Genomic DNA, 19,103 nt, shown 5'->3' on the forward strand with positions numbered 1-19,103 from the left:
CGGACCTATTTCTTCAGATCCATCCCCACGCCCTGCCCGATGAAGTCGAGCGTATAGGCCTTGCCATAGTCCAGATCGGCGGGGACGACGCCGGCCTCGACCATCTTGTCGAAGAAATCCTTCACATGGGCGTCGTTCATCACGCCGATGCCCTTTTCCAGCGCCTCGCCGGAATCGACGATGCCCTTGTCCTTCATCTCGGCGATGCCGAAGGCGATCTGTTCGTCGGTCATGTCGGGATTGTCGGTCTTGATCATCGCCGTCGCGGCGGTGTTGTCGCCGTAAAGGAAATTATACCAGCCGATGATCGAGCCATCGACAAAGCATTTCACCACCTCGGGCTTCGTCGCGATCGTGTCGGCCATCGTCTCGACCAGCGTGGAATAGGTCGAATAGCCCGCATCGGCCAGCAGCCAGACATCGGGTTTGAAGCCGCCCTCCTTTTCCACCATCAGCGGTTCCGAGGACAGGTAGCCCTGCATCCCCGAGTCCGGATCGGCGATGAAGGGTGCGGGGTTGAAGGTGTAGACGGCGCGCTGCGCCTCGGTGAAGCCATAGGCCTTCATCATCCACTGGTAGAAGCTCGCATAGCCCGCGTCGCCGATGAACAGCTTGAGCTTCTTCAGATCCTCGAAGCTTTGCGCCTTGCCCGGATGGGACAGGATCACCTGCGGCTCTTTCTGGAAGGTGGCCATGACGGCGACGACCGGGATGCCTTCCTGCACCGCCGAGAATTCCTCGAGCAGGTTGCCGCCCATGTTGAAGTCGATCCGCCCCGCCAGCATCAGCGCACGGTTGTTCACCTGCGGCCCGCCCGGCTGGATCGTCACGTCGAGCCCGCAGGCCGCATAGGTGCCGTCGGCGACCGCCTGATAGAAGCCGCCGTGTTCCGCCTGCGCCAGCCAGTTGGTCCCGAAGGTCACCGCCGTATTGGCGGAGGCGGCGCCTGCCGAGGCGATCAGGACGAGGGAAAGGGCGGTTCTGCGCATCGGGATCTCCGGGATGATTCTGTGACAAGCCTAAGACCAGCCGCGCGGCGCGGATCGGGGCGCGGAGGCGGCGTCCCCCGCAAAGCATGGAAGGCCGATCGAACGGGCAGATTTCCGCGGGATTTGCCTGAAGGTTGGGCATATGGTGAGAAAACCACCCGTCGCCGCGGGTTTGCGGGCAAGGCATTGGGCAAATCCCGGTGCGGGCGGCACCGTGCGGACGAGCAATCGGGAGCGCGGCGCGTGCGGAGAGGGAGGCAGGGGGCCAGCCCCCTCGCGCGTGCCGCGCTCACCCCCGGGATATTTGTGGAAGAATGAAGGCAGGAGGGAGCTTCGGGTGGTTTTGAAATGCTTTTGACGGCCGGGCGGGCGAATGGACAGGAGGATCATGATGCGCATGCTTGAGCCAGCGGCGATCCGGCCGCCCTTCGGACGCTATGCGCATGGGGTCGAGGTGCCGGCGGGCTGGCGGATGGTGATGACCTCGGGGCAGCTCGGGCTGGGGGTGGATGACGTGGCGCCGATTTCGGTCCGGGGGCAGGCGCGGCTGTGCTTTGCCAATTGCGCGGCGATTCTGGCCGAGGCCGGGATGGGACCCCGGGATGTGATCCGGATCAACGCCTTCGTCACCGACCGCAGCCATTTCGCCGGCTACATGGCGGCGCGGGATGAATGGCTGGCGGGGGTGGAGAGGCTGCCGGCCTCGACCCTCGTGATCGTGTCGGGCTTCACCCGGCCGGAGTTTCTGGTCGAAGTCGAGGTGACGGCGGCCGCGCCCTAGGCTAGAGCTGGCGCCGACTCAGGAGGCAAGAATGCTCGATACCCTCATGGCCTTTCCGCCGGCGACGCTGGTGGCGTTTCTGCTGGGCGCCTTGGTGCTGAACTTCACGCCGGGGGCGGATGTGCTGTTCGCCACAGCCTCGGGCATTCAGGGCGGACCGAAGGCCGGTGCCGCGGCGGGGCTGGGTGTCGGCATCGGCGGGATCTTTCACACCTGCGCGACGGCCTTTGGGCTGGGGGCGCTGGTGGCGGCGCATCCCGGCGCGCTGGATGTGGTGCGCTGGTTCGGCGCGGCCTATCTGCTGTATATCGCCTGGCGCAGCTGGCAGGCGGGACGGCCCGATACCGCGGCGGCGGGCGCGGCGCTGACCCCGCGCGAGGCGTTCCGGCGCGGCACGCTGACCAACCTGCTGAATCCCAAGGTGATGCTGTTCATGCTGGCCTATCTGCCGCAGTTCACCGATCCGGCGATCGGCCCGATCTGGCAGCAGATGCTGATTCTGGGCGGGATCGTCTTTTGCACCGGGACGCTGGTGACGATGGGTTACGGCGTGACGGCGGGCTGGCTGGGCGCGCGGCTGGCGGGGCGGATGGGCGTTCTCAACCGTGTCGCGGCGGTGATGTTCGGCGGGCTGGCGGCGAAGCTGGTGCTTGACTAGCCCGCCGATCACCCCCATCCCGGCGGCATGAGCGATTTCGTCTATACCCCCACCAGCGAACAGCCCCGGATCCTGCATGAGGATCACGAGATCCTTGTGGTCGACAAGCCCGCGGGGCTGTTGTCCGTGCCGGGCAAGGGCGAGGATCGCGCCGATTGCCTGATCGCGCGGCTGCGCGGGCCCTGGCCCACGGTGCTGCTGGTGCATCGGCTGGATCTGGATACCTCGGGCGTGATGGTCTTTGCGCTGACGCCCCATGCGCAGCGCCATCTGGGCCTGCAGTTCGAGCACCGGCAGACGAAGAAGCAATATGTCGCGCGGCTCTGGGGCCGGCTGGAGCCGAAGGAGGGGCGGGTGGACCTGCCGCTTTGCGTCGACTGGCCGAACCGTCCGCGCCAGCATGTGGATTTCGAGAATGGCCGCGCGGCGCAGACCGACTGGCGGGTGATGCGGTATGAGGGCGACACGACGCGGGTGCGGCTGACGCCGCTGACCGGGCGCAGCCATCAGTTGCGGGTGCATATGTGCGAACTCGGCCATCCGATCCTTGGCGATCCGCTGTATGCCGAAGGCCCGGCGGGCGATTTCCCGCGCCTGATGCTGCATGCCGAGAGCCTGCGCCTGCGCCATCCGGACGGCGGGAAGCACATGACCTTCAGCGCGCCCTGCCCGTTCTAGGGGGTGGTTTCCGGGCGCGGTTGGTGCTGGCGGATGGGTGGGAAAGGGGGCGCCGCCCCCTCGGCCTTCGGCCTCACCCCCGGGATATTTTCGGAAAGATGAATGGGAGACTGCCCCGAGGGCGGTTTCAGCTTGGCCGGGGACCGGCAACGTATTCCTCGGTCAGGGAATAGCCGCGGCGTTGGGCCCCCCTGCGCCAGTGGTCGGCGGCCTGTGCCGCCTCGCGCAGGTTGCCGTAAAGGCGGATGCGCAGGCCGAGGCTGCGCCCCTGCCGCCCCCATTCGCGCGCGACGCTGTATTCGCCGAACAGGTTGTTGGTCAGATCGACGCGGTAGAAGCCCTGCGTGGGCGCGCGGTGCAGGATCAGGGACAGCATGGCAGGGCTCCGAGGGACTGCCCTATCGAATCACACACGGGGCATCGGCGCAAGCCTGCGGTGAGGCGGAATGTGGCGGAGGCACATTTCGCGTGAGGTCGCTTTGCCGTCTTGGCATCAGCCGGGGAGGGCCGCGATGTTTCGGAAAGCTCCGGGTGTCCATGACGAAAAGGCCGCATGGTTTCCCATGCGGCCCGGAATTCGTCGCTGCAAGCGATATCAGCCCTGACGGGCCTTGAACCGCTTTTGCGTCTTGTTGATCACGTAGACGCGGCCTTTGCGGCGCACGATCTGGCAATCGCGATGACGCTGCTTGAGCGAGCGGAGCGAGTTGCGGACCTTCATCGGTCTTCCTCCTGGTCGCGGCGCGCGTGCGCCTTGAAACAGATGTGCCCCCCGGAGGGAGCGGTGAATGGTGGGCGGTACTGGGATCGAACCAGTGGCCACTACGATGTCAACGTAGTGCTCTACCGCTGAGCTAACCGCCCACAACCTTGGCGATCGGGCGGAGGAACCGCTCAACCTCTTCGGTTTGGGGGTCTATAAAAGGACTCCGGGCGGCTTGCAAGAGGGTATTGGAAGGAAATCAAAACGGTGTAGTCTGCCGTTGTAAGGAGTGATCATGGCCCCCGTGCAACACGACAGGCTGCCCTATATCCTGCAGCGACCGGCGCGGGTGACGGCGCCGGTGATCTTTTCCTCGCCCCATTCCGGGCGGGACTATCCGGAAGGCATGATCAGCCGTTCCATCCTTGACGAAAGGCGGCTGCGGTCTTCCGAGGATGCCTTTGTGGACGATCTGCTGGCTTCGGCCCCGGCGCGGGGGGCGGCGCTTCTGGCGGCGCGCTATCCGCGCGCCTATGTCGACCTGAACCGGGCCGAGGATGAACTCGACCCCGCATTGATCGAGGGGTTGCTGCGGCCGCCGCGCGGGGCGCGGGTGATGGCGGGGCTTGGGGTGATTCCCCGCGTCGTCGCCGGCAACCGCCCGATCTATGCCGGCAAGCTGCCCCGCGCCGAGGCCGAGGCCCGCCTTGCCGCCGTCTGGCGCCCCTATCACGCCGTGCTCGCCGCCCTCCTGGGCGAGGTGCGCCGCCGATTCGGCCGGGTGATCCTGTTCGACATGCATTCGATGCCCTCCGAGGCGGTGGACCAGATGGGCGAGCGCCGCCCGGACATCGTGCTGGGCGATCGCTTCGGCGTCGCCGCGCGGTCCGAAACCACCGCGCAGGTGGAGGCGGTGTTCAGTTCGCTCGGCCTGCGGGTGGCGCGCAACGCGCCCTTTGCCGGGGCCTATATCACTCAACGCTATGGCCGCCCCGCCGAGGGAATCGAGGTCGTGCAGATCGAGATCAACCGCGGCCTCTACATGGACGAGGCGCATGTCATCCGGTCCGAAAGCTACGACGTCTTCGCCGCGCTGATGGAGGATGCGGTGGCAAGGCTGCTGGACATCTGGCGCGAGCCGGGGCGGATGGCGGCGGAATGATCAGTCCGGCGGCGTGAAGCCGCGCCCGCGCAGGATCGCATCCTTGCCGAATTTCTCGCGGATCCGATCCATCGCGCGTTCCGCCCCGGCACGGCGCCCGGCCTGCGGGTCGAGCAGATCGCCCACCGGGTCGCGCCCGTCGGCGGGTGTGAGGTCCGAATAGCCCGCGCCGATCAGCCGGAAAGGCCCCTTCTCCGGCAATGCCGACAGCAGCCCCTGCGCGGCGCGGAACAGCGTATCGGCAAGCTGCGCGGGTTCATCCAGCCGCACCTGCCGCGACAGCGCCGAAAAATCCGCCCGACGCAGTTTCAGCGTCACGGTGCGGCCCTGAAGCTCCTTCGCCTTCATCCGCGCCGCGGTCTTTTCGCACATCAGCCACAGATGCGTTTCCAGCAGGCCGCGGTCGGCAATGTCCTCGTCGAAGGTCGTCTCGCTCGACACCGACTTGACCGGCGCATCGGGGGTGACGCGGCGGTGATCCTCGCCCTGCGCCAGCGCGTAAAGCCGCGCACCCGAGGGGCCGAGCCGCTCGACCAGCCGCCGTTCCCCGGCGCGGCGCAGGTCGGCCAATGTCCGCAGCCCGGCACGCGCCAGCACCGTCCGCGTCGCCTCGCCCACGCCCCACAGCAGCGACACCGGCTTGTCGCGCAGGAAATCCGCCGTCTCGGCCCGGCCGATCACCGAAAAGCCGCGCGGCTTGTCGAGATCCGAGGCGATCTTCGCCAGAAACTTGTTGTGCGACAGCCCGATGGAAACGGTGACGCCGATCTCCGCCTCGATCTCGCGGGCGAGGCGGGCCATCTGCGCGGCGGGCGGCGCGTGATGCAGCCGCTCCGTCCCGCCGAGGTCAAGGAAGGCCTCGTCCAGCGACAGCGGCTCGATCAGCGGGGTCAGCGCCTCCATCTTCGCCCGGATCTCGCGCGAGACGGCGGCGTAATGCGCCATGCGCGGCGGCAGGACCACCGCATCGGGGCACAGCTTCAGCGCCTGAAACATCGGCATGGCCGAGCGCACGCCGGAAATCCGCGCGATATAGCAGCAGGTCGAGACCACGCCCCGCTTGCCGCCGCCGACGATGAGCGGGCGCGAGGACAGGGCGGGGTTGTCGCGCTTCTCGACCGAGGCATAGAAACTGTCGCAGTCCAGATGCGCGATCGTCAGCGAGAACAGTTCGGGATGCGACAGCACCCGCGGCCCGCCGCAGTTCGGGCAGCGGGCCGGCGCGGTATCAAACGGGGTAAGGCAATCGCGGCACAGGCTGGGCATGGGGGCAAGGCATCAGGGACATGACCAGTCTAGCGCCTTGCGCCGCGCTGCGCGAGGGATCACTCCGCCGCGTGGCGCTCGCTGCGGTCGACCGGACGCGGGCGCCCGTCTTCATCGACGGCGACCATGGTGAAGCGCGCCTCTGTCACCTTTTCGCGCAGCGCGGTGTAGCAGCGCCGCGCCCAGACCTCGATCCGGATGACCATGGAGGTGCGGCCGATCTGATCGACGGCGGTATAGACGCACAGCGTGTCGCCGACCTTGACCGGCTTCTTGAAAACGATCTCGTTCGCGGCGATGGTGACGGTGCGGCCGTTGCTGCGTTCATTGGCGCGGATCGCCGCGGCCAGATCCATCTGCGACATCACCCAGCCGCCAAAGATATCCCCCGCCGCGTTGGTGTCGGCAGGCATGGCAAGGGTGCGCAGGGTCAGTTCCATCCCCTCGGGGGCAGTGCTCTCGCTCATTTTCAGGCTCCTGTCAGGACCTCCCGTCCCGCCTATGACATGGTGTCGCATCGCGACTCAACCCCCCGCAAAGGAAATGCTGCATTGCAGAAAGATCAAAAGGGGCGCTCGCGCGCCCCTTCCAGCCGTTCTCCGGCTGTCGTTTTTCCATAAATATCCCGGGGGTGAGCGGCCCCAGCCGAAGGATGGGGCCGCGAGGGGGCAGCGCCCCCTGCGCCGGTCATTGCAGGGTGGCATCCTCCGGGATCTTGGCGGTGGGGGCAAGCTTGCCGTCCACCACCAGACCGTCGGCACTCGCCGTGACCCGCACCGTCGATCCGTCGAGCACTTCGCCCGACAGGATCAGCTCGGCCAGCGGGTCCTGCAGACTGCGCTGGATCACCCGCTTCAGCGGACGCGCGCCATAGACCGGATCGTAGCCTTCGTCGGCCAGCCATTTCAGCGCCTCGGAGCTGAGGTCGAGCGTGATCTTCCGCGCCGCCAGACGTTTCTCAAGCCGACGGAGCTGGATCTTGACGATCCCGTCCATGTTGGCCCGCGTCAGCCGGTCGAAGATCACCATCTCGTCCAGACGGTTCAGGAATTCCGGGCGGAAATGCGCCCGGACCGCCTGCATCACCTCGGCCTTCGCCTGCGCGCTGTCGGCGCCTTCGGGCAGTTCGCTCAGCGCCTGCGACCCGAGGTTCGAGGTCAGCACGATCAGCGTCTGCTTGAAGTCCACCGTGCGGCCCTGACCATCGGTCAACTGACCGTCGTCCAGCACCTGCAACAGCACGTTGAACACATCCGGGTGGGCCTTTTCGACCTCGTCGAACAGCACGACCTGATAGGGGCGGCGACGGACGGCCTCGGTCAGGACGCCGCCTTCGTCATAGCCCACATATCCCGGCGGGGCACCGATCAGCCGCGCCACGGAGTGTTTCTCCATGAACTCGGACATGTCGATCCGCACCATCGCCGTGTCGTCGTCGAACAGATATTCGGCCACGGCCTTGGTCAGCTCGGTCTTGCCCACGCCGGTCGGCCCGAGGAACAGGAACGACCCGAGCGGACGGTTCTCATCGTTCAGCCCGGCCCGCGCACGCCGCACAGCGTTCGCGACGGCGGTGATCGCCTTGTCCTGACCGATGACGCGCTTGTGCAGTTCCTCCTCCATCTTGAGGAGCTTTTCACGCTCGCCCTCCAGCATCTTGGTCGTCGGAATGCCGGTCCAGCGTTCCACGACCTCGGCGATCTGTTCGGGGCGCACCGCCTCGGTCACCATCGAGCCTTCGGATTGGTCCGCTTCGGCGAGCTTCTTCTCCAGATCCGGGATGCGGCCATATTGCAGCTCCCCGGCCTTGGCGAAATTGCCCTCGCGCTTGGCCTGATCCAGTTCGGCGCGGGCCTTGTCCAGTTCCCCCTTCAGGTCGCGGGCCGATTCCAGCTTGTCGCGTTCGGCCTGCCATTTGGCGGTCATCGCCGAAGCCTTGTCGTTCAGTTCCGACAGTTCCTTTTCAAGGGTTTCGAGCCGGTCGCGCGACGCGGCATCGTCTTCCTTCTTCAGGGCCTCGGCCTCGATCTGCTTTTGCAGGATCTCGCGGTCCAGCGCATCGAGTTCCTCGGGCTTGCTGTCCACTTCCATGCGCAGACGGCTCGCCGCCTCGTCCACAAGGTCGATGGCCTTGTCAGGCAGGAAACGGTCGGTGATGTAGCGATGCGACAGCGTCGCCGCCGCCACCAGCGCCGAGTCGGAAATCTTCACCCCGTGGTGGAGTTCATATTTCTCCTTGATGCCGCGCAGGATCGAGATCGTATCCTCGACCGTCGGTTCCTCGACCATCACCGGCTGGAACCGGCGGGCAAGGGCCGCGTCCTTTTCCACATATTTGCGGTATTCATCGAGCGTCGTCGCGCCGATGCAGTGCAGCTCGCCCCGCGCCAGCGCAGGTTTGATCAGGTTCGCCGCATCCATCGCGCCTTCGGATTTCCCGGCACCCACAAGGGTGTGGATCTCGTCGATGAAGAGGATGATCTCACCCGCCGCGGCCTCGATCTCCTTCAGGATGCTCTTCAGCCGTTCCTCGAATTCGCCGCGGTATTTCGCCCCGGCGATCAGCGAGCCCATGTCCAAGGCCATCAGCTTCTTGTTGCGCAGGCTTTCCGGCACGTCGCCGTTGACGATACGCAGCGCCAGACCCTCGGCGATCGCCGTTTTACCGACGCCGGGTTCACCGATCAGGATCGGGTTGTTCTTGGTGCGGCGCGACAGGACCTGCATGGCGCGGCGGATTTCCTCGTCGCGGCCGATGATCGGGTCGATCTTGCCTTCCTCGGCGGCCTCGGTCAGGTCGCGGGCATATTTCTTGAGCGCGTCATAGCCTTCTTCGGCCGTGGCGCTGTCGGCGGTGCGGCCCTTGCGCAGGTCGTTGATCGCGGTGTTCAGCTTCTGCGCGGTGACGGCGCCCTGATCGAGGCAGTCCTTCGCCCGCGTGTTCACCACGGCCAAAGCCATCAGCATCCGTTCAACGGGAACGAAGCTGTCACCGGCCTTCTGGGCGATCTTCTCGGCCTCGTCCAGCACGCGGACGAGCGATTGTTCGACATAGACCTGACCGTCGCCGCCCGACACCTTGGGCAGCTTCGACACCGCCAGATCGACGGCCTCCTGTACCCGCTGGGGTTCGCCCCCGGCACGGCGGATCAGGTTCGAGGACAGGCCCTGATCGTCATCCATCAGCGCCTTGAGCAGATGTTCGGGAACGACACGCTGATGCCCCTCGCGCATCGCGATGGTCTGGGCAGCCTGAATGAAACCGCGCGACCGCTCCGTGAACTTTTCCATGTTCATGCGGAATTCTCCTTTTCCAAGCCCCCGGCTGGTTGGGCACCCGCGATGGCGGCATGCCCCGGCTCCGGGTCTTGTTTCAGAGGTGGTTTTTCCGCGCGGCGCTTCAAGAGGGCAGGGCGGGTCAAGCTGAAAAAATGTGCGCGGAAAGGGGCGCTGCCCCTCTTGGCGTCGTGCCGACGCCAATTCATCCCGGGATATTTCTGGAAAAACGACGGCAGGCCGGGGGCGCGGCTTGACCCCGGGCGGGGACGGAGGCAGAAGGCGTCCGTTTGTCCCCGTCCCATTCATACCCGGAGCCCGCCATGACCGACCTGCCCGCAGACGACCGGCTGATCGTCGCCCTCGATGTGCCGCATGCGATTGCCGCGCTGGATCTGGCGCGGACGCTCGGGGACAGCGTGTCCTTCTACAAGATCGGGCTGGGCATGCTGACGGGCGGCGGGCTCGCGCTGGCGAATGAGCTGAAGGGCGAGATGGGGAAACGGATCTTCCTCGACATGAAGCTGTTCGACATCGGCGCGACGGTCGAGGCGGCGGTGCGCGGCATCGCGCAATACGATCTGGATTTCCTGACCGTGCATGGCGACCCCTATGTGGTCCGCGCGGCGAAGGAAGGGGCGGCGGGAACCGGGCTGAAGGTTCTGGCGGTGACGATCCTGACCTCGCTCGACCGCGGCGATCTGGACGGGGCGCTGATCCGCGAAGGCGATGTGCAGGATCTGGTGGCCGAGCGCGCCGGCCGGGCGTTCGAGGCCGGGGCGGACGGCGTGATCGCCTCGCCCCGCGAGGCGGCCGCGATCCGCGCCCTGCCCGAGGCCGCGGGCCGGCTGATCGTGACGCCCGGCGTGCGCCCGGCAGGCGCGGCGCGGGACGACCAGAAGCGGGTGGAAACGCCCGCCTCGGCGCTGAAATCGGGGGCGGATCATCTGGTCGTCGGGCGGCCGATCTGGCAGGCCGCGGATCCGAAAGCCGCGGCGCAGGCCATCCTGTCTGAGATCCGGGGCATCTGATGGCCGACTACATCATCCTGCCGGGATATACCGGCTCGGGCGAGGGCCACTGGCAGAGCCTGTGGCAAAAGGCGGAACCGGAGATGCGCCGCTTTGCCCCCGCAAGCTGGGACAGGCCGGACAGCGACGACTGGATCGCGGCGCTGGACCGTGCCGTCGAGGAGGCGCAGGGGCCAACCGTTCTTGTCGCGCACAGCCTCGGCTGCCTCCTCGTCGCGCAATGGAGCGCGCTTCCCGGCCGCTCGGTCGCGGGCGCCTTTCTGGTCGCGCCGCCCGATCCCGAGGCACCGGATTTCCCGCGCGCCGAGGCGCCGGGCTTCGTCACTGTGCCGCAGGGGCGGCTCGGCTTTCCGGCGCTGATCGTGGCGAGTTCCAACGACCCCTATGCGACCCTCGACCGGCAGCACCGCTATGCGGCGGACTGGGGTGCCGGGATCGTCGGGATCGGCGCGCGCGGCCATATCAACAGCGCGAGCGGGCTGGGCGACTGGCCGGAAGGTCGGAACCTGCTCCGGGCCTTCATTGCTGGGCTGGCTATCTGAACGCGCGCTTCCGCAATCTCTCCCTTTCGTGTTTCCATAAATATCCCGGGGGTGAATTGGCCGCAGGCCAAGAGGGGGCTGGCCCCCTGCGCCCTGTCCGCCCGAACATCCGCTCCCTAATCCTCGTTGATGTCGCGGTGCCAGAGCGTCTTCTGCCCCCGGCGCACGCCCGCGATGCGGCGCAGGGCGAGCCATGCCGCCACCGCCGCGATGGCGAGGGTGAAGAGCATGGCGGGCAGGGTGGCGATCAGCCCGGCCCACGCCAGCACGCCGGTCACGATCGCGCCGATGGCAAAGCCGAGCAGGTAGAAACCGGGCAGCAGCATCTCCAGCAGCGCCAGAACCACCCCCGCGACAATCCACACCCAGGGCTGGAGCCAGAGCATCACGCCTTGCCCTTCAGCAGGCCGAAGGCATCGCGGAACGCATCCAGCGCCGCCGAGGGCAGCAGCACCGTCTGGTTGCCCGCGCCGCGGCCGACCTCGGCCAGCGCCTCGACCTGTTTCAGCGCCACCTGAAACTGCGCCGCCTCAAGGCCGTTTTTCGCGATCGCCTCGGCGATGACGGAGGTGGCGTAGGCCTCGGCATCGGCGGTGACGCGGCGGGCCTTGGCCTGCTGCTCGGCGGCGTAAAGGTCGGCGTCGGCGGACAGTTCGACGGCGCGCTTGCGGCCCTCGGCCTCGGTCACCTGGGCGCGGCGGGCGCGTTCGGCGTTGAGCTGTTGCAGCATCGCGGCGCGGGTGGCCTCGTCGAGGTTGACGTCGATGATCTCGACCCGCGTGACCTCGATCCCCCAGTCGTCGACCATGTTGGCGAGGTTTTCCTGAATCGTGGCGATCAGGCTGGAGCGGTTCGACTGCACCGCGTCCAGTTCCATCTTGCCGATCTCGGCGCGGACGATGCCGGCGACGGTGGTGGCGATGGCACCATCCACGTCGCGGATGCGGTAGACGGTCTTTTCCGGCTCGATGATGCGATAGAAGACCGAGGTTTCCACCTGCACCAGCACGTTGTCGGCGGTGATCGCATCTTGCCGACTGGTGGGCAGCTGCCGTTCAAGGACGGATACCCGATGCGCGACCCGGTCGAGGAAGGGCACGATGAAGTTGATCCCCGGCCCCAGAACGGCATGCAGGCGGCCGAAACGCTCGACCACGTGCTTTTCCGATTGCGGCACAATGCGCACGCCCAGAAAGACCGCGAGGATCAGGAAGATCGCGATGGCGATCAGGATGGCGTTGTCGCCGATGAAATCTTCGAAATACATGGCACCTCCGGAAACAGGGCCGAGTATAGGGCCCGGCGGCGGGGAAGGGTATCAATTACCGGCGGGGGCGGGGAACAGCTTCACTCCCACAAGCACCGCCGCCGCCAGAACGGCCCATCCGCCCGGCCGCATCAGCAGCCAGAAGGCAATCGCGGCGAGCCACAGGCCAAGCCGCGTCGTCGCCGTGCCGGCAAGGCCAAGGAGCAGGCCGCGCATCTAGCGACGCGGCCCGTAGGTGCGCCACAGCCACAGCAGCACGAGCGCGCCGAGCACCGCACCGACGAAGCCCGCCGCCCAGCCCATGAGCGTGAGCAGGAAGCGCAGCGTCAGCCCGCCGATGATCGCTCCGATCACGCCGATGGCGATGGTCGTGGGGATATTCGTTTCCATCCGCATCATGCGGGTGGCGATGAAGCCCGCCGCAGCGCCGATGATGATGAGGGCCAGAAGGGGCATGGGTCATCTCCGCTCGTGCCGCATCTTACGGCCTGTGTGGGGCGGGGCAAAGGGGGCTCTGCCCCCGCGTGTACCACGCTCCCCCGGGATATTTATGGAAGAATGAAGATCAGAGCAGGTCCGGGAGCGTCAGGCCGCGCAGGATATCCGCCACGGGAAGGGGACGCTTGCCCTCGCGTTGGGCTTCGAGGACGGTGAGCGCGCCGGTTCCGCAGGCGATGGTGAAATCGTGCAGCACCGTGCCCGGGGGGGCGGCGCCTTCGGCGGGGGCGGCGCGCAGCAGCTTGATCCTTTCGCCGTGGATCTCGCACCAGGCGCCGGGGAAGGGGGACAGGCCATTGATGTGGCGCACGAGTTCCGCCGCCGGGCGGGACCAGTCGATCCGCGCCTCGGCCTTGTCGATCTTGGCCGCATAGGTGACGCCGGTTTCGGGCTGCGGCTGCGCGATCAGGTCGGGCAGCCGGTCGAGCGCGTCGATGATCATCCGCGCGCCCATCGCCGAAAGCCGGTCGTGCAGGTCGCCGGTGGTGTCGGTCGGGCCGATCGGCGTCGCCTCGCGCAACAGGACGGGGCCGGTGTCCAGCCCCGCCTCCATCCGCATGACGCAGATGCCGGTTTCCGTATCGCCCGCCATGATCGCGCGGTGGATCGGCGCGGCGCCGCGCCAGCGCGGCAGCAGCGAGGCGTGGATGTTCAGGCAGCCCTGCCGCGGCGCGTCCAGCACCGCCTGCGGCAGGATCAGCCCATAGGCCACCACCACCGCCACATCCGCATCGAGGGCGGCAAGCGCGGCGCGATCCTCGGCCGATTTCAGGTTGCGCGGGGTGCGCACCGGCAGGCCCAGTTCCTCCGCCCGCGCATGGACGGGCGAGGGGCGATCCTTCTTGCCGCGACCGGCGGGGCGGGGCGGCTGGGAATAGACGGCGGCGATCTCGTGCCGCGCGGCCAGCGCCTCGAGCACCGGGACGGAAAATTCCGGCGTTCCCATGAAGATCACGCGCATCCCTACCTCCTTGCCAGTTTCTTCGCCTTCTGCAGCAGCATCTTGCGGCGCAGGGGCGACAGATGGTCCAGATAGGTCATGCCGTTCAGGTGGTCGATCTGGTGCTGCACCGAGGTCGCCCAGAGGCCGACGAAATCGCGGTCCTCGATCTCTCCCTGATCGTTGAGGAATCGCACCGTCACGGCGCGGGGCCGCTCGATGATCGCCGAGATGCCGGGGATGTTGGGCGAGGCCTCGTCATGCTTGCGCGTCTGGGTCGAGGCGTGCAGCAGCTCCGGATTGGCCATCCGCACCGCCTGACCGCGCTTGTCCGAGGCATCGACCACGGCGAGCCGCATCATGATCCCGATCTGCGGCGCCGCAAGGCCGACGCCGGGCATGGCGTCCATCGTCTCGATCATGTCGTCCCAGAGCATGCGGACGGTTTCGGTGACGGCGGCCACCGGCTCCGCCGGGACATGCAGGCGGCGGTCTTCGTAGGGGATGAAAGGGCGAACGGTCATGGGGGTATCCTTGCGGGGCCTGCCCGTCTCAGACGAGGCCCTTTTCCTTCGCCGCCCGCGCGCGTTCGCGTTTCAGCTTTTCCATCTTGCGGGTGATCATCTGCCGCTTCAGCGGGCCGAGGTAGTCGATGAACAGCTTGCCGTCGAGGTGGTCGTTCTCATGCTGCACGCAGGTGGCCCAGAGGCCGTCGAACTGTTCCTCATGCGTCTTGCCGTCAAGGCCGAGCCAGCGGAAGCGAACTTCCTTGGGGCGGGTCACCTCGGCATATTGGTCGGGGATCGAGAGGCAGCCTTCCTCATAGGTGTTCGTCTCTTCCGAGGTCCAGGTGATCTCGGGGTTGATCAGCACCATCGGATGCGGCGCGGCGTCCTTGTCCTTCACGCAGTCCATGACGAACAGGCGCTTGAGCACGCCGACCTGCGGCGCGGCGAGGCCAACGCCCGGCGCTTCGTACATCGTGGCGAGCATGTCGTCGGCCAGCTTGCGGATTTCGTCGTCGACGGAGGCGACGGGGGCGCAAAGCTTCTTCAGCCGGGGGTCGGGGTGGATGATGATAGGGCGGATTGTCATGACCAAGATTTAGGCGAAGCCCGGCTTGCGTGCAATGGGTCGGGGTCTTGTGCGGGGCACAAATGCGGGTTTGCAGCAGCCCGCGCTGCGTGGTCAATAGGGGGCGACGAAACAAGGACGACCATGATGACCCAGCAACCGGACTTCGACGAGATCATCGACCGCATCGGCACCCATTCCAACAAGTGGGACGATATGGAGCGGGTTTTCGGAGTCAGCCCCCGCGACGGCATTCCGATGTGGGTGGCGGACATGGATTTCCGTCCCCCCGCCTGTGTGCAGGAGGCGCTGGTCGCGATGACCCGGCAGGGCATCTACGGCTATTGGGGCGACAACCGCGCCTATAACGCCGCGATCCGGTGGTGGATGGCGAACCGGCACGGCTGGCAGGTGGAGGATGACTGGATCTTCACCACCCACGGGCTGGTCAACGGAACGGCGGTCTGCGTCGATGCCTTCACCCGGCCGGGCGACGGGGTGGTGCTGATGACGCCGGTCTACCACGCCTTCGCGCGGGTGATCCGCGCGGCGGGGCGCAAGGTGGTGGAATGTCCGCTGAAGAACGTCGATGGCCGCTACGAGATGGACTTCGACGCCTGGGAGGGGATCGTCGATGCCTCGGCCAAGATGCTGATCCTGTGTTCGCCGCACAATCCGGGCGGCCGGGTCTGGACGCCCGGGGAGTTGAAGGCCGTGGCCGATTTCGCGCGGCGGCATGATCTGGTGCTGGTCTCGGACGAGATCCACCACGATCTGGTGATGCCGGGGCATCACCATACGGTCATGGCCAATGTCACGGATTATCCCGTGGTGATGATGACGGCGACGACCAAGACCTTCAACATCGCGGGCACGCATTCGGGCAATGTCATCATCGCCGATCCCGACCTGCGCGCGGCATTCGCCGGGCGGATGGCGGCGCTTGGCCTGTCGCCGAACAGCTTCGGGCTGGCGATGGCGACGGCGGCCTACAGCCCCGAAGGGGCGGAATGGGTCGATGCGCTGGTGGCCTATCTGGACGGCAACCGGAAGATCTTCGACGCGGGGGTGAATGCCATTCCGGGGCTGCGCTCGATGCCGCTGGAGGCCACCTATCTGGCCTGGGTCGATTTTTCCGGCACCGGCATGACGCAGGAGGAATTCACCGCCCGGGTGGAAAGCCAGGCGAAGATCGCCGCGAACCACGGCCCGACCTTCGGCAATGGGGGCGAGGGCTGGCTGCGCTTCAACCTCGCCACCCCGCGCGCCCGGGTCGAGGAGGCCGTCGCCCGCCTGACCCGCGCCTTCGGCGATCTGCAATAGGTGCGCAGGCGGGGGGTGCGCAGGCTGGCGGAGCTGTTTTCCGTCCTGACGCTGATCGCGCTGGCGATCGGGGTCTGGATCATGTTCCGCCCGCTGCCCCCCGCGCCACCCGTGGCGGAAGCACCGCTGAGCGGCGCGGTCAGCCGGATCGTGGTCGAGAAATCCCTGCGCCGGATGACCGTCTATGTGGGGGATCGCGCCGAAAGGGTCTGGCCCGTCGCGCTCGGCTTCGCGCCCGAGGGGCACAAGGCGCGCGAAGGTGACGGCCGCACGCCCGAGGGGTTTTATCACATCGACCGGCGCAATGCGGCCAGCGCCTATCACCTGTCGCTGGGACTGGACTATCCGCGCCCCGAGGATCGCGCCCGCGCCCGCGCGGCGGGAGTAAGCCCGGGTGGAGACATCTTCCTGCACGGCCAGCCGAACGAGCGTCCGGAAGGCGAGAACCTGCCCGGCGACTGGACGGCGGGCTGCATCGCATTGGCCGATGCGCGGATCGCCGAACTGTTCGCCGCCACGCCGATCGGCACCGTGGTCGAGATCCGTCCCTGACCCTTCAGGATCGGGATCGGGGCGCCAGGGGATGGTGCAAGGGGCCAGCCCCCTCGCGCGTGCCGCGCATTCGGCGGGACATCCTTCCACTGGAAGGATGCCGCCTCATCCGGGGATATATGGAAAGATGAGAGAAGAAAGCCGGTTCGCAAATCCCGGCCCCGCGGCCTCAAAAGGCATTCGGGGCCGACCGGACGGCGACTTTTCATTTCATCTTTCCATAAATATCCCGGGGGTGAATTTGCTGTCAGGCAAAGAGGGGGCGGCGCCCCCTGCTGCCTCCGGGTTCAGGAGCGCGCGCTCAGTATCGCGGGATCAGGGCGAGGGGAGCGTTTTCCTCGCGCGCGAAATCCAGCGCGGCGTGATCCTGCACGGGGGTTTCGCGCTTCACGGTGCAGATCAGATCGTCCCCCTCGATTTCCGAGGCGACGATCAGCAGCGTCGACAGGTGGCGCCCGCCATCGTAAAGATCCACGAGCCCGCGCAGATGCGAGATGTCGGCCGCGTCCAGCACCAGATAGTCCTGGCCGCGGTGCAGCACCGGCCAGACCTGATCCTCGGTGCGGATCCGCAGGCGGGCGCGGCGCCGGCTGGTCTTCTGTTCGGCGGAACGGAGCTTCTCGATCAGGTGTTCGGGCAGGATTTCCATCGGCGCCTCCAGGGTTCGGGTGGTCGGTGCGCTGGTCACCTAAAGATGAGTGTGATCCGCATTTGCGGAAAATCAAGGACGGACTGCGGATTCCCGCCGCCCCGGCGCGGGAAATCCGCAAGGGCATGCAGCGCATCGGGAAAGCCTCGTGGCGTGGGCATTTTCGATCCCCATATCAGCGCAGGTATCATGCCATTTTGATGACACCCGATTGGTTTTTGCACCCGGCTCGCCTTGTTTCTCCGTCATCGCGCCCTTAATGCTATGCGGCGGGGTCATGTCCCGATCACGAAGCGAGGGGGCGTTCCGGCAAGGTCCGGCGCCGGATAGCCGGGCGAGGATGCGAATGTTGGGCAAGGGATTGTGCGGAGCGGTGATCACGGCGGTCGCTCTTGGCGGCTGTGGCGTGCAGACCCCGCAACCGTCCGGAATCGACGATCCCTATGAAAGCAGCAACCGCAGCATCCATGCGTTCAACAAGGGCTTCGACGAAGTCGTCTTCAAGGCGCCGCCGGGCAAGCCGCGGTCGATCGACAACCGCTTCACGCGGTCGGTGTCGAACGTGGGATCGAACCTCGGGCTGCCGGGGAAGGTCGTCAACTCCGTGCTTCAGGGGCGGCCGGAACCGGCGGTGAAGAACACCTTCCGGTTCTTGCTGAACTCGACGATCGGCATCGCCGGAATCTTCGACCCGGCCGGCGCGGCCTTCGGCCTGCCGGCGGAATACACCGATTTCGGGGAAACGCTGGCGGTCTGGGGGGTGCACGAAGGCTCCTATGTCGAGCTGCCCTTCTACGGTCCCTCGACGACGCGCGACGCCATCGGGACGGCGGTCGATATCGTGATGAATCCCGTCGGCTCGGTCTTCCGCGGATCGGATGCCGTCGGGGCGACGACGGCGCAGGTCGCCGGCAAGGCCGCTGACCGGAAGATCTACGGGGATGCGGTCGAATCCATCCTTTATGACAGTGCCGACAGCTATGCGCAGGCGCGCCTGCTGTATCTGCAGAACCGGCGCTACCACCTGGCAGGACAGGAGAACAACGATGCAGATGCCTGGGACCCTTATTCCGATCCCGACAACTGAGCCGCGCGCCGGTCGCCGGGCCTTCATGGCCTCGGCGCTGGCCGGAGCCGTGCTGCTGGCGATGCCGAAAGGTGCTTTCGCCGCGCTCGACAACGCGCAGGCCTCGGCGTTGATCACGCAGGCGGTCAATGACGTCAATGCCGCCATCGCGTCCGGCCGCACCGGCCCGGCGCTTTATTCGCAGTTCGAGGCGATCTTCAACAAATATGCCGACGTGCCGACGATCGCGCGTTCGGCGCTTGGCCCGGCGGCGCGTCAGGCGACGCCCGCGCAGATGAGCGCCTTCACCACCGCCTTCCGTGGCTATCTGTCGCGGAAATACGGGCAGCGCTTCCGCGAGTTCAAGGGCGCCAAGTTCGAGGTGCAGGGTTCGCGGCAGGTCAAGACCTTCTACGAGGTGGCCTCGGTCGCCCACCTGCCGGGGCAGCAGCCCTTCCAGGTGCAGTGGCAGGTGTCGGACCGTTCCGGCAAGAACCTGTTCTTCAACATCATCGTCGAGGGGGTGAACATGCTCGCCTCGGAACGGACGGAGATCGGCGCGATGCTGGACCAGCAACGGGGCAACATCGACGGGCTGATCGCGGTGCTGAACAAGGCGAGCTGATCGGTCCGCACGGAAACGGAAAG

The 19,103-nt window shown here is 66.8% G+C and carries 24 protein-coding genes and 1 tRNA gene; 10 read left to right on the plus strand and 15 right to left on the minus strand.

Features of this window, described 5'->3' with window-relative positions:
* Positions 1 to 5: 5 nt before the first annotated feature.
* On the minus strand, positions 6 to 989 hold the full coding sequence (locus D2T30_RS16740) for an ABC transporter substrate-binding protein (protein ID WP_128209816.1): 984 nt from the start codon (positions 987 to 989) through the stop codon (positions 6 to 8).
* A gap of 391 nt (positions 990 to 1,380) precedes the next feature.
* On the opposite strand from D2T30_RS16740, the gene D2T30_RS16745 reads away from it, so the two are divergent.
* Genes D2T30_RS16745 through D2T30_RS16755 form a run of 3 tightly spaced genes read left to right on the plus strand, consistent with a single transcriptional unit; the run spans position 1,381 to position 3,106 of the window.
* Complete coding sequence (locus D2T30_RS16745; protein WP_128209841.1) at positions 1,381 to 1,770, plus strand: RidA family protein; 390 nt, start codon at positions 1,381 to 1,383, stop codon at positions 1,768 to 1,770.
* Positions 1,771 to 1,801: 31 nt separating this feature from the next.
* Positions 1,802 to 2,428: a LysE family translocator gene (locus D2T30_RS16750; RefSeq protein ID WP_128209817.1), complete on the plus strand. Its 627-nt coding sequence runs from the start codon at positions 1,802 to 1,804 to the stop codon at positions 2,426 to 2,428.
* Positions 2,429 to 2,455: 27 nt separating this feature from the next.
* Positions 2,456 to 3,106 carry an RluA family pseudouridine synthase gene (locus D2T30_RS16755; RefSeq protein ID WP_128209818.1) on the plus strand — a complete coding sequence of 217 codons (651 nt, stop codon included), beginning with the start codon at positions 2,456 to 2,458 and terminating at the stop codon, positions 3,104 to 3,106.
* Between the two features lie 127 nt (positions 3,107 to 3,233).
* Here the strand turns inward: D2T30_RS16755 and D2T30_RS16760 are convergent, their stop codons facing one another.
* From D2T30_RS16760 to D2T30_RS16770, 3 genes are all read right to left on the minus strand, one after another.
* Complete coding sequence (locus D2T30_RS16760) at positions 3,234 to 3,482, minus strand: WGR domain-containing protein (protein WP_128209819.1); 249 nt, start codon at positions 3,480 to 3,482, stop codon at positions 3,234 to 3,236.
* A gap of 219 nt (positions 3,483 to 3,701) precedes the next feature.
* Positions 3,702 to 3,827 carry a type B 50S ribosomal protein L36 gene (gene ykgO, locus D2T30_RS16765; protein ID WP_013069105.1) on the minus strand — a complete coding sequence of 42 codons (126 nt, stop codon included), beginning with the start codon at positions 3,825 to 3,827 and terminating at the stop codon, positions 3,702 to 3,704.
* 68 nt (positions 3,828 to 3,895) lie between these two features.
* Positions 3,896 to 3,970, minus strand: a tRNA-Val gene (locus D2T30_RS16770).
* Positions 3,971 to 4,104: 134 nt separating this feature from the next.
* Between D2T30_RS16770 and D2T30_RS16775 the strand changes: the two genes are divergently transcribed.
* Positions 4,105 to 4,971, plus strand: a complete 867-nt coding sequence (locus D2T30_RS16775) for an N-formylglutamate amidohydrolase (protein WP_128209820.1) — start codon at positions 4,105 to 4,107, stop codon at positions 4,969 to 4,971.
* Here the strand turns inward: D2T30_RS16775 and D2T30_RS16780 are convergent, their stop codons facing one another.
* From D2T30_RS16780 to clpB, 3 genes are all read right to left on the minus strand, one after another.
* The gene (locus tag D2T30_RS16780) at positions 4,972 to 6,237 is read right to left on the minus strand and encodes a DNA polymerase IV (protein ID WP_128209821.1); all 1,266 of its coding nucleotides are present in this window, start codon (positions 6,235 to 6,237) and stop codon (positions 4,972 to 4,974) included.
* A 59-nt stretch (positions 6,238 to 6,296) separates the two neighbouring features.
* A complete protein-coding gene (locus tag D2T30_RS16785) occupies positions 6,297 to 6,704 on the minus strand; it encodes an acyl-CoA thioesterase (RefSeq protein ID WP_164881860.1) in 408 nt (135 codons plus the stop codon).
* Between the two features lie 220 nt (positions 6,705 to 6,924).
* Positions 6,925 to 9,534 (minus strand): ATP-dependent chaperone ClpB, encoded by a 2,610-nt coding sequence (gene clpB / locus D2T30_RS16790; RefSeq protein WP_128209822.1) that lies wholly within the window; start codon positions 9,532 to 9,534, stop codon positions 6,925 to 6,927.
* 302 nt (positions 9,535 to 9,836) lie between these two features.
* On the opposite strand from clpB, the gene pyrF reads away from it, so the two are divergent.
* Positions 9,837 to 10,544 (plus strand): orotidine-5'-phosphate decarboxylase, encoded by a 708-nt coding sequence (gene pyrF / locus D2T30_RS16795; RefSeq protein ID WP_128209823.1) that lies wholly within the window; start codon positions 9,837 to 9,839, stop codon positions 10,542 to 10,544.
* Positions 10,544 to 11,086, plus strand: a complete 543-nt coding sequence (locus D2T30_RS16800) for an RBBP9/YdeN family alpha/beta hydrolase (RefSeq protein WP_128209824.1) — start codon at positions 10,544 to 10,546, stop codon at positions 11,084 to 11,086. The genes pyrF and D2T30_RS16800 overlap by 1 nt, the downstream gene beginning before the upstream one ends.
* A gap of 116 nt (positions 11,087 to 11,202) precedes the next feature.
* Here the strand turns inward: D2T30_RS16800 and D2T30_RS16805 are convergent, their stop codons facing one another.
* From D2T30_RS16805 to def (D2T30_RS16830), 7 genes are all read right to left on the minus strand, one after another.
* Complete coding sequence (locus tag D2T30_RS16805; protein WP_128185163.1) at positions 11,203 to 11,472, minus strand: NfeD family protein; 270 nt, start codon at positions 11,470 to 11,472, stop codon at positions 11,203 to 11,205.
* On the minus strand, positions 11,472 to 12,353 hold the full coding sequence (locus tag D2T30_RS16810; protein ID WP_128185165.1) for an SPFH domain-containing protein: 882 nt from the start codon (positions 12,351 to 12,353) through the stop codon (positions 11,472 to 11,474). Before D2T30_RS16810 ends, D2T30_RS16805 begins: the two co-directional genes overlap by 1 nt.
* A 51-nt stretch (positions 12,354 to 12,404) precedes the next feature.
* The gene (locus D2T30_RS23150) at positions 12,405 to 12,569 is read right to left on the minus strand and encodes a hypothetical protein (RefSeq protein ID WP_164881859.1); all 165 of its coding nucleotides are present in this window, start codon (positions 12,567 to 12,569) and stop codon (positions 12,405 to 12,407) included.
* Positions 12,570 to 12,809, minus strand: coding sequence for a GlsB/YeaQ/YmgE family stress response membrane protein (locus D2T30_RS16815; RefSeq protein ID WP_128209825.1), 240 nt, complete (start codon positions 12,807 to 12,809; stop codon positions 12,570 to 12,572).
* Between the two features lie 109 nt (positions 12,810 to 12,918).
* The gene (gene fmt, locus D2T30_RS16820) at positions 12,919 to 13,812 is read right to left on the minus strand and encodes a methionyl-tRNA formyltransferase (protein ID WP_128209826.1); all 894 of its coding nucleotides are present in this window, start codon (positions 13,810 to 13,812) and stop codon (positions 12,919 to 12,921) included.
* 2 nt (positions 13,813 to 13,814) lie between these two features.
* Positions 13,815 to 14,315, minus strand: coding sequence for a peptide deformylase (gene def, locus D2T30_RS16825; protein WP_128209827.1), 501 nt, complete (start codon positions 14,313 to 14,315; stop codon positions 13,815 to 13,817).
* A gap of 28 nt (positions 14,316 to 14,343) precedes the next feature.
* On the minus strand, positions 14,344 to 14,886 hold the full coding sequence (gene def, locus D2T30_RS16830; protein WP_128185173.1) for a peptide deformylase: 543 nt from the start codon (positions 14,884 to 14,886) through the stop codon (positions 14,344 to 14,346).
* A gap of 126 nt (positions 14,887 to 15,012) precedes the next feature.
* On the opposite strand from def (D2T30_RS16830), the gene D2T30_RS16835 reads away from it, so the two are divergent.
* Both D2T30_RS16835 and D2T30_RS16840 read left to right on the plus strand, forming a co-directional pair.
* Positions 15,013 to 16,188 carry a MalY/PatB family protein gene (locus D2T30_RS16835; RefSeq protein ID WP_128209828.1) on the plus strand — a complete coding sequence of 392 codons (1,176 nt, stop codon included), beginning with the start codon at positions 15,013 to 15,015 and terminating at the stop codon, positions 16,186 to 16,188.
* 15 nt (positions 16,189 to 16,203) lie between these two features.
* Entirely contained in the window at positions 16,204 to 16,740 is a 537-nt protein-coding gene (locus D2T30_RS16840) for a L,D-transpeptidase family protein (protein ID WP_241651317.1), read from the plus strand.
* A gap of 301 nt (positions 16,741 to 17,041) precedes the next feature.
* Here the strand turns inward: D2T30_RS16840 and D2T30_RS16845 are convergent, their stop codons facing one another.
* Complete coding sequence (locus D2T30_RS16845; protein WP_128185179.1) at positions 17,042 to 17,389, minus strand: hypothetical protein; 348 nt, start codon at positions 17,387 to 17,389, stop codon at positions 17,042 to 17,044.
* A gap of 349 nt (positions 17,390 to 17,738) precedes the next feature.
* On the opposite strand from D2T30_RS16845, the gene D2T30_RS16850 reads away from it, so the two are divergent.
* Both D2T30_RS16850 and D2T30_RS16855 read left to right on the plus strand, forming a co-directional pair.
* Positions 17,739 to 18,476 (plus strand): MlaA family lipoprotein, encoded by a 738-nt coding sequence (locus tag D2T30_RS16850; protein ID WP_241565274.1) that lies wholly within the window; start codon positions 17,739 to 17,741, stop codon positions 18,474 to 18,476.
* Positions 18,442 to 19,080 carry an MlaC/ttg2D family ABC transporter substrate-binding protein gene (locus D2T30_RS16855; RefSeq protein WP_128185183.1) on the plus strand — a complete coding sequence of 213 codons (639 nt, stop codon included), beginning with the start codon at positions 18,442 to 18,444 and terminating at the stop codon, positions 19,078 to 19,080. Before D2T30_RS16850 ends, D2T30_RS16855 begins: the two co-directional genes overlap by 35 nt.
* Positions 19,081 to 19,103: the final 23 nt, after the last annotated feature.

This window comes from Paenirhodobacter populi (genome assembly GCF_004022215.1).
Classification (GTDB): Bacteria; Pseudomonadota; Alphaproteobacteria; order Rhodobacterales; family Rhodobacteraceae; genus Rhodobacter; species Rhodobacter populi.

Excerpts from the sequence above, each read along its gene's own strand:
- D2T30_RS16810 (WP_128185165.1), bottom strand. The coding sequence starts at position 12,353 with ATGTATTTCGAAGATTTCATCGGCGACAACGCCATCCTGATCGCCATC.
- D2T30_RS16805 (WP_128185163.1), bottom strand. The coding sequence starts at position 11,472 with ATGCTCTGGCTCCAGCCCTGGGTGTGGATTGTCGCGGGGGTGGTTCTG.
- def (WP_128209827.1), bottom strand. The coding sequence starts at position 14,315 with ATGACCGTTCGCCCTTTCATCCCCTACGAAGACCGCCGCCTGCATGTC.
- D2T30_RS16755 (WP_128209818.1), top strand. The coding sequence starts at position 2,456 with ATGAGCGATTTCGTCTATACCCCCACCAGCGAACAGCCCCGGATCCTG.
- D2T30_RS16760 (WP_128209819.1), bottom strand. The coding sequence starts at position 3,482 with ATGCTGTCCCTGATCCTGCACCGCGCGCCCACGCAGGGCTTCTACCGC.
- D2T30_RS16855 (WP_128185183.1), top strand. The coding sequence starts at position 18,442 with ATGCCTGGGACCCTTATTCCGATCCCGACAACTGAGCCGCGCGCCGGT.
- D2T30_RS16740 (WP_128209816.1), bottom strand. The coding sequence starts at position 989 with ATGCGCAGAACCGCCCTTTCCCTCGTCCTGATCGCCTCGGCAGGCGCC.
- D2T30_RS16800 (WP_128209824.1), top strand. The coding sequence starts at position 10,544 with ATGGCCGACTACATCATCCTGCCGGGATATACCGGCTCGGGCGAGGGC.
- D2T30_RS16775 (WP_128209820.1), top strand. The coding sequence starts at position 4,105 with ATGGCCCCCGTGCAACACGACAGGCTGCCCTATATCCTGCAGCGACCG.
- D2T30_RS16845 (WP_128185179.1), bottom strand. The coding sequence starts at position 17,389 with ATGGAAATCCTGCCCGAACACCTGATCGAGAAGCTCCGTTCCGCCGAA.
- ykgO (WP_013069105.1), bottom strand. The coding sequence starts at position 3,827 with ATGAAGGTCCGCAACTCGCTCCGCTCGCTCAAGCAGCGTCATCGCGAT.
- D2T30_RS16750 (WP_128209817.1), top strand. The coding sequence starts at position 1,802 with ATGCTCGATACCCTCATGGCCTTTCCGCCGGCGACGCTGGTGGCGTTT.
- fmt (WP_128209826.1), bottom strand. The coding sequence starts at position 13,812 with ATGCGCGTGATCTTCATGGGAACGCCGGAATTTTCCGTCCCGGTGCTC.
- D2T30_RS16815 (WP_128209825.1), bottom strand. The coding sequence starts at position 12,809 with ATGCCCCTTCTGGCCCTCATCATCATCGGCGCTGCGGCGGGCTTCATC.
- clpB (WP_128209822.1), bottom strand. The coding sequence starts at position 9,534 with ATGAACATGGAAAAGTTCACGGAGCGGTCGCGCGGTTTCATTCAGGCT.
- D2T30_RS16745 (WP_128209841.1), top strand. The coding sequence starts at position 1,381 with ATGCGCATGCTTGAGCCAGCGGCGATCCGGCCGCCCTTCGGACGCTAT.
- D2T30_RS16835 (WP_128209828.1), top strand. The coding sequence starts at position 15,013 with ATGACCCAGCAACCGGACTTCGACGAGATCATCGACCGCATCGGCACC.
- def (WP_128185173.1), bottom strand. The coding sequence starts at position 14,886 with ATGACAATCCGCCCTATCATCATCCACCCCGACCCCCGGCTGAAGAAG.
- D2T30_RS16785 (WP_164881860.1), bottom strand. The coding sequence starts at position 6,704 with ATGAGCGAGAGCACTGCCCCCGAGGGGATGGAACTGACCCTGCGCACC.
- pyrF (WP_128209823.1), top strand. The coding sequence starts at position 9,837 with ATGACCGACCTGCCCGCAGACGACCGGCTGATCGTCGCCCTCGATGTG.
- D2T30_RS16780 (WP_128209821.1), bottom strand. The coding sequence starts at position 6,237 with ATGCCCAGCCTGTGCCGCGATTGCCTTACCCCGTTTGATACCGCGCCG.
- D2T30_RS23150 (WP_164881859.1), bottom strand. The coding sequence starts at position 12,569 with ATGCGCGGCCTGCTCCTTGGCCTTGCCGGCACGGCGACGACGCGGCTT.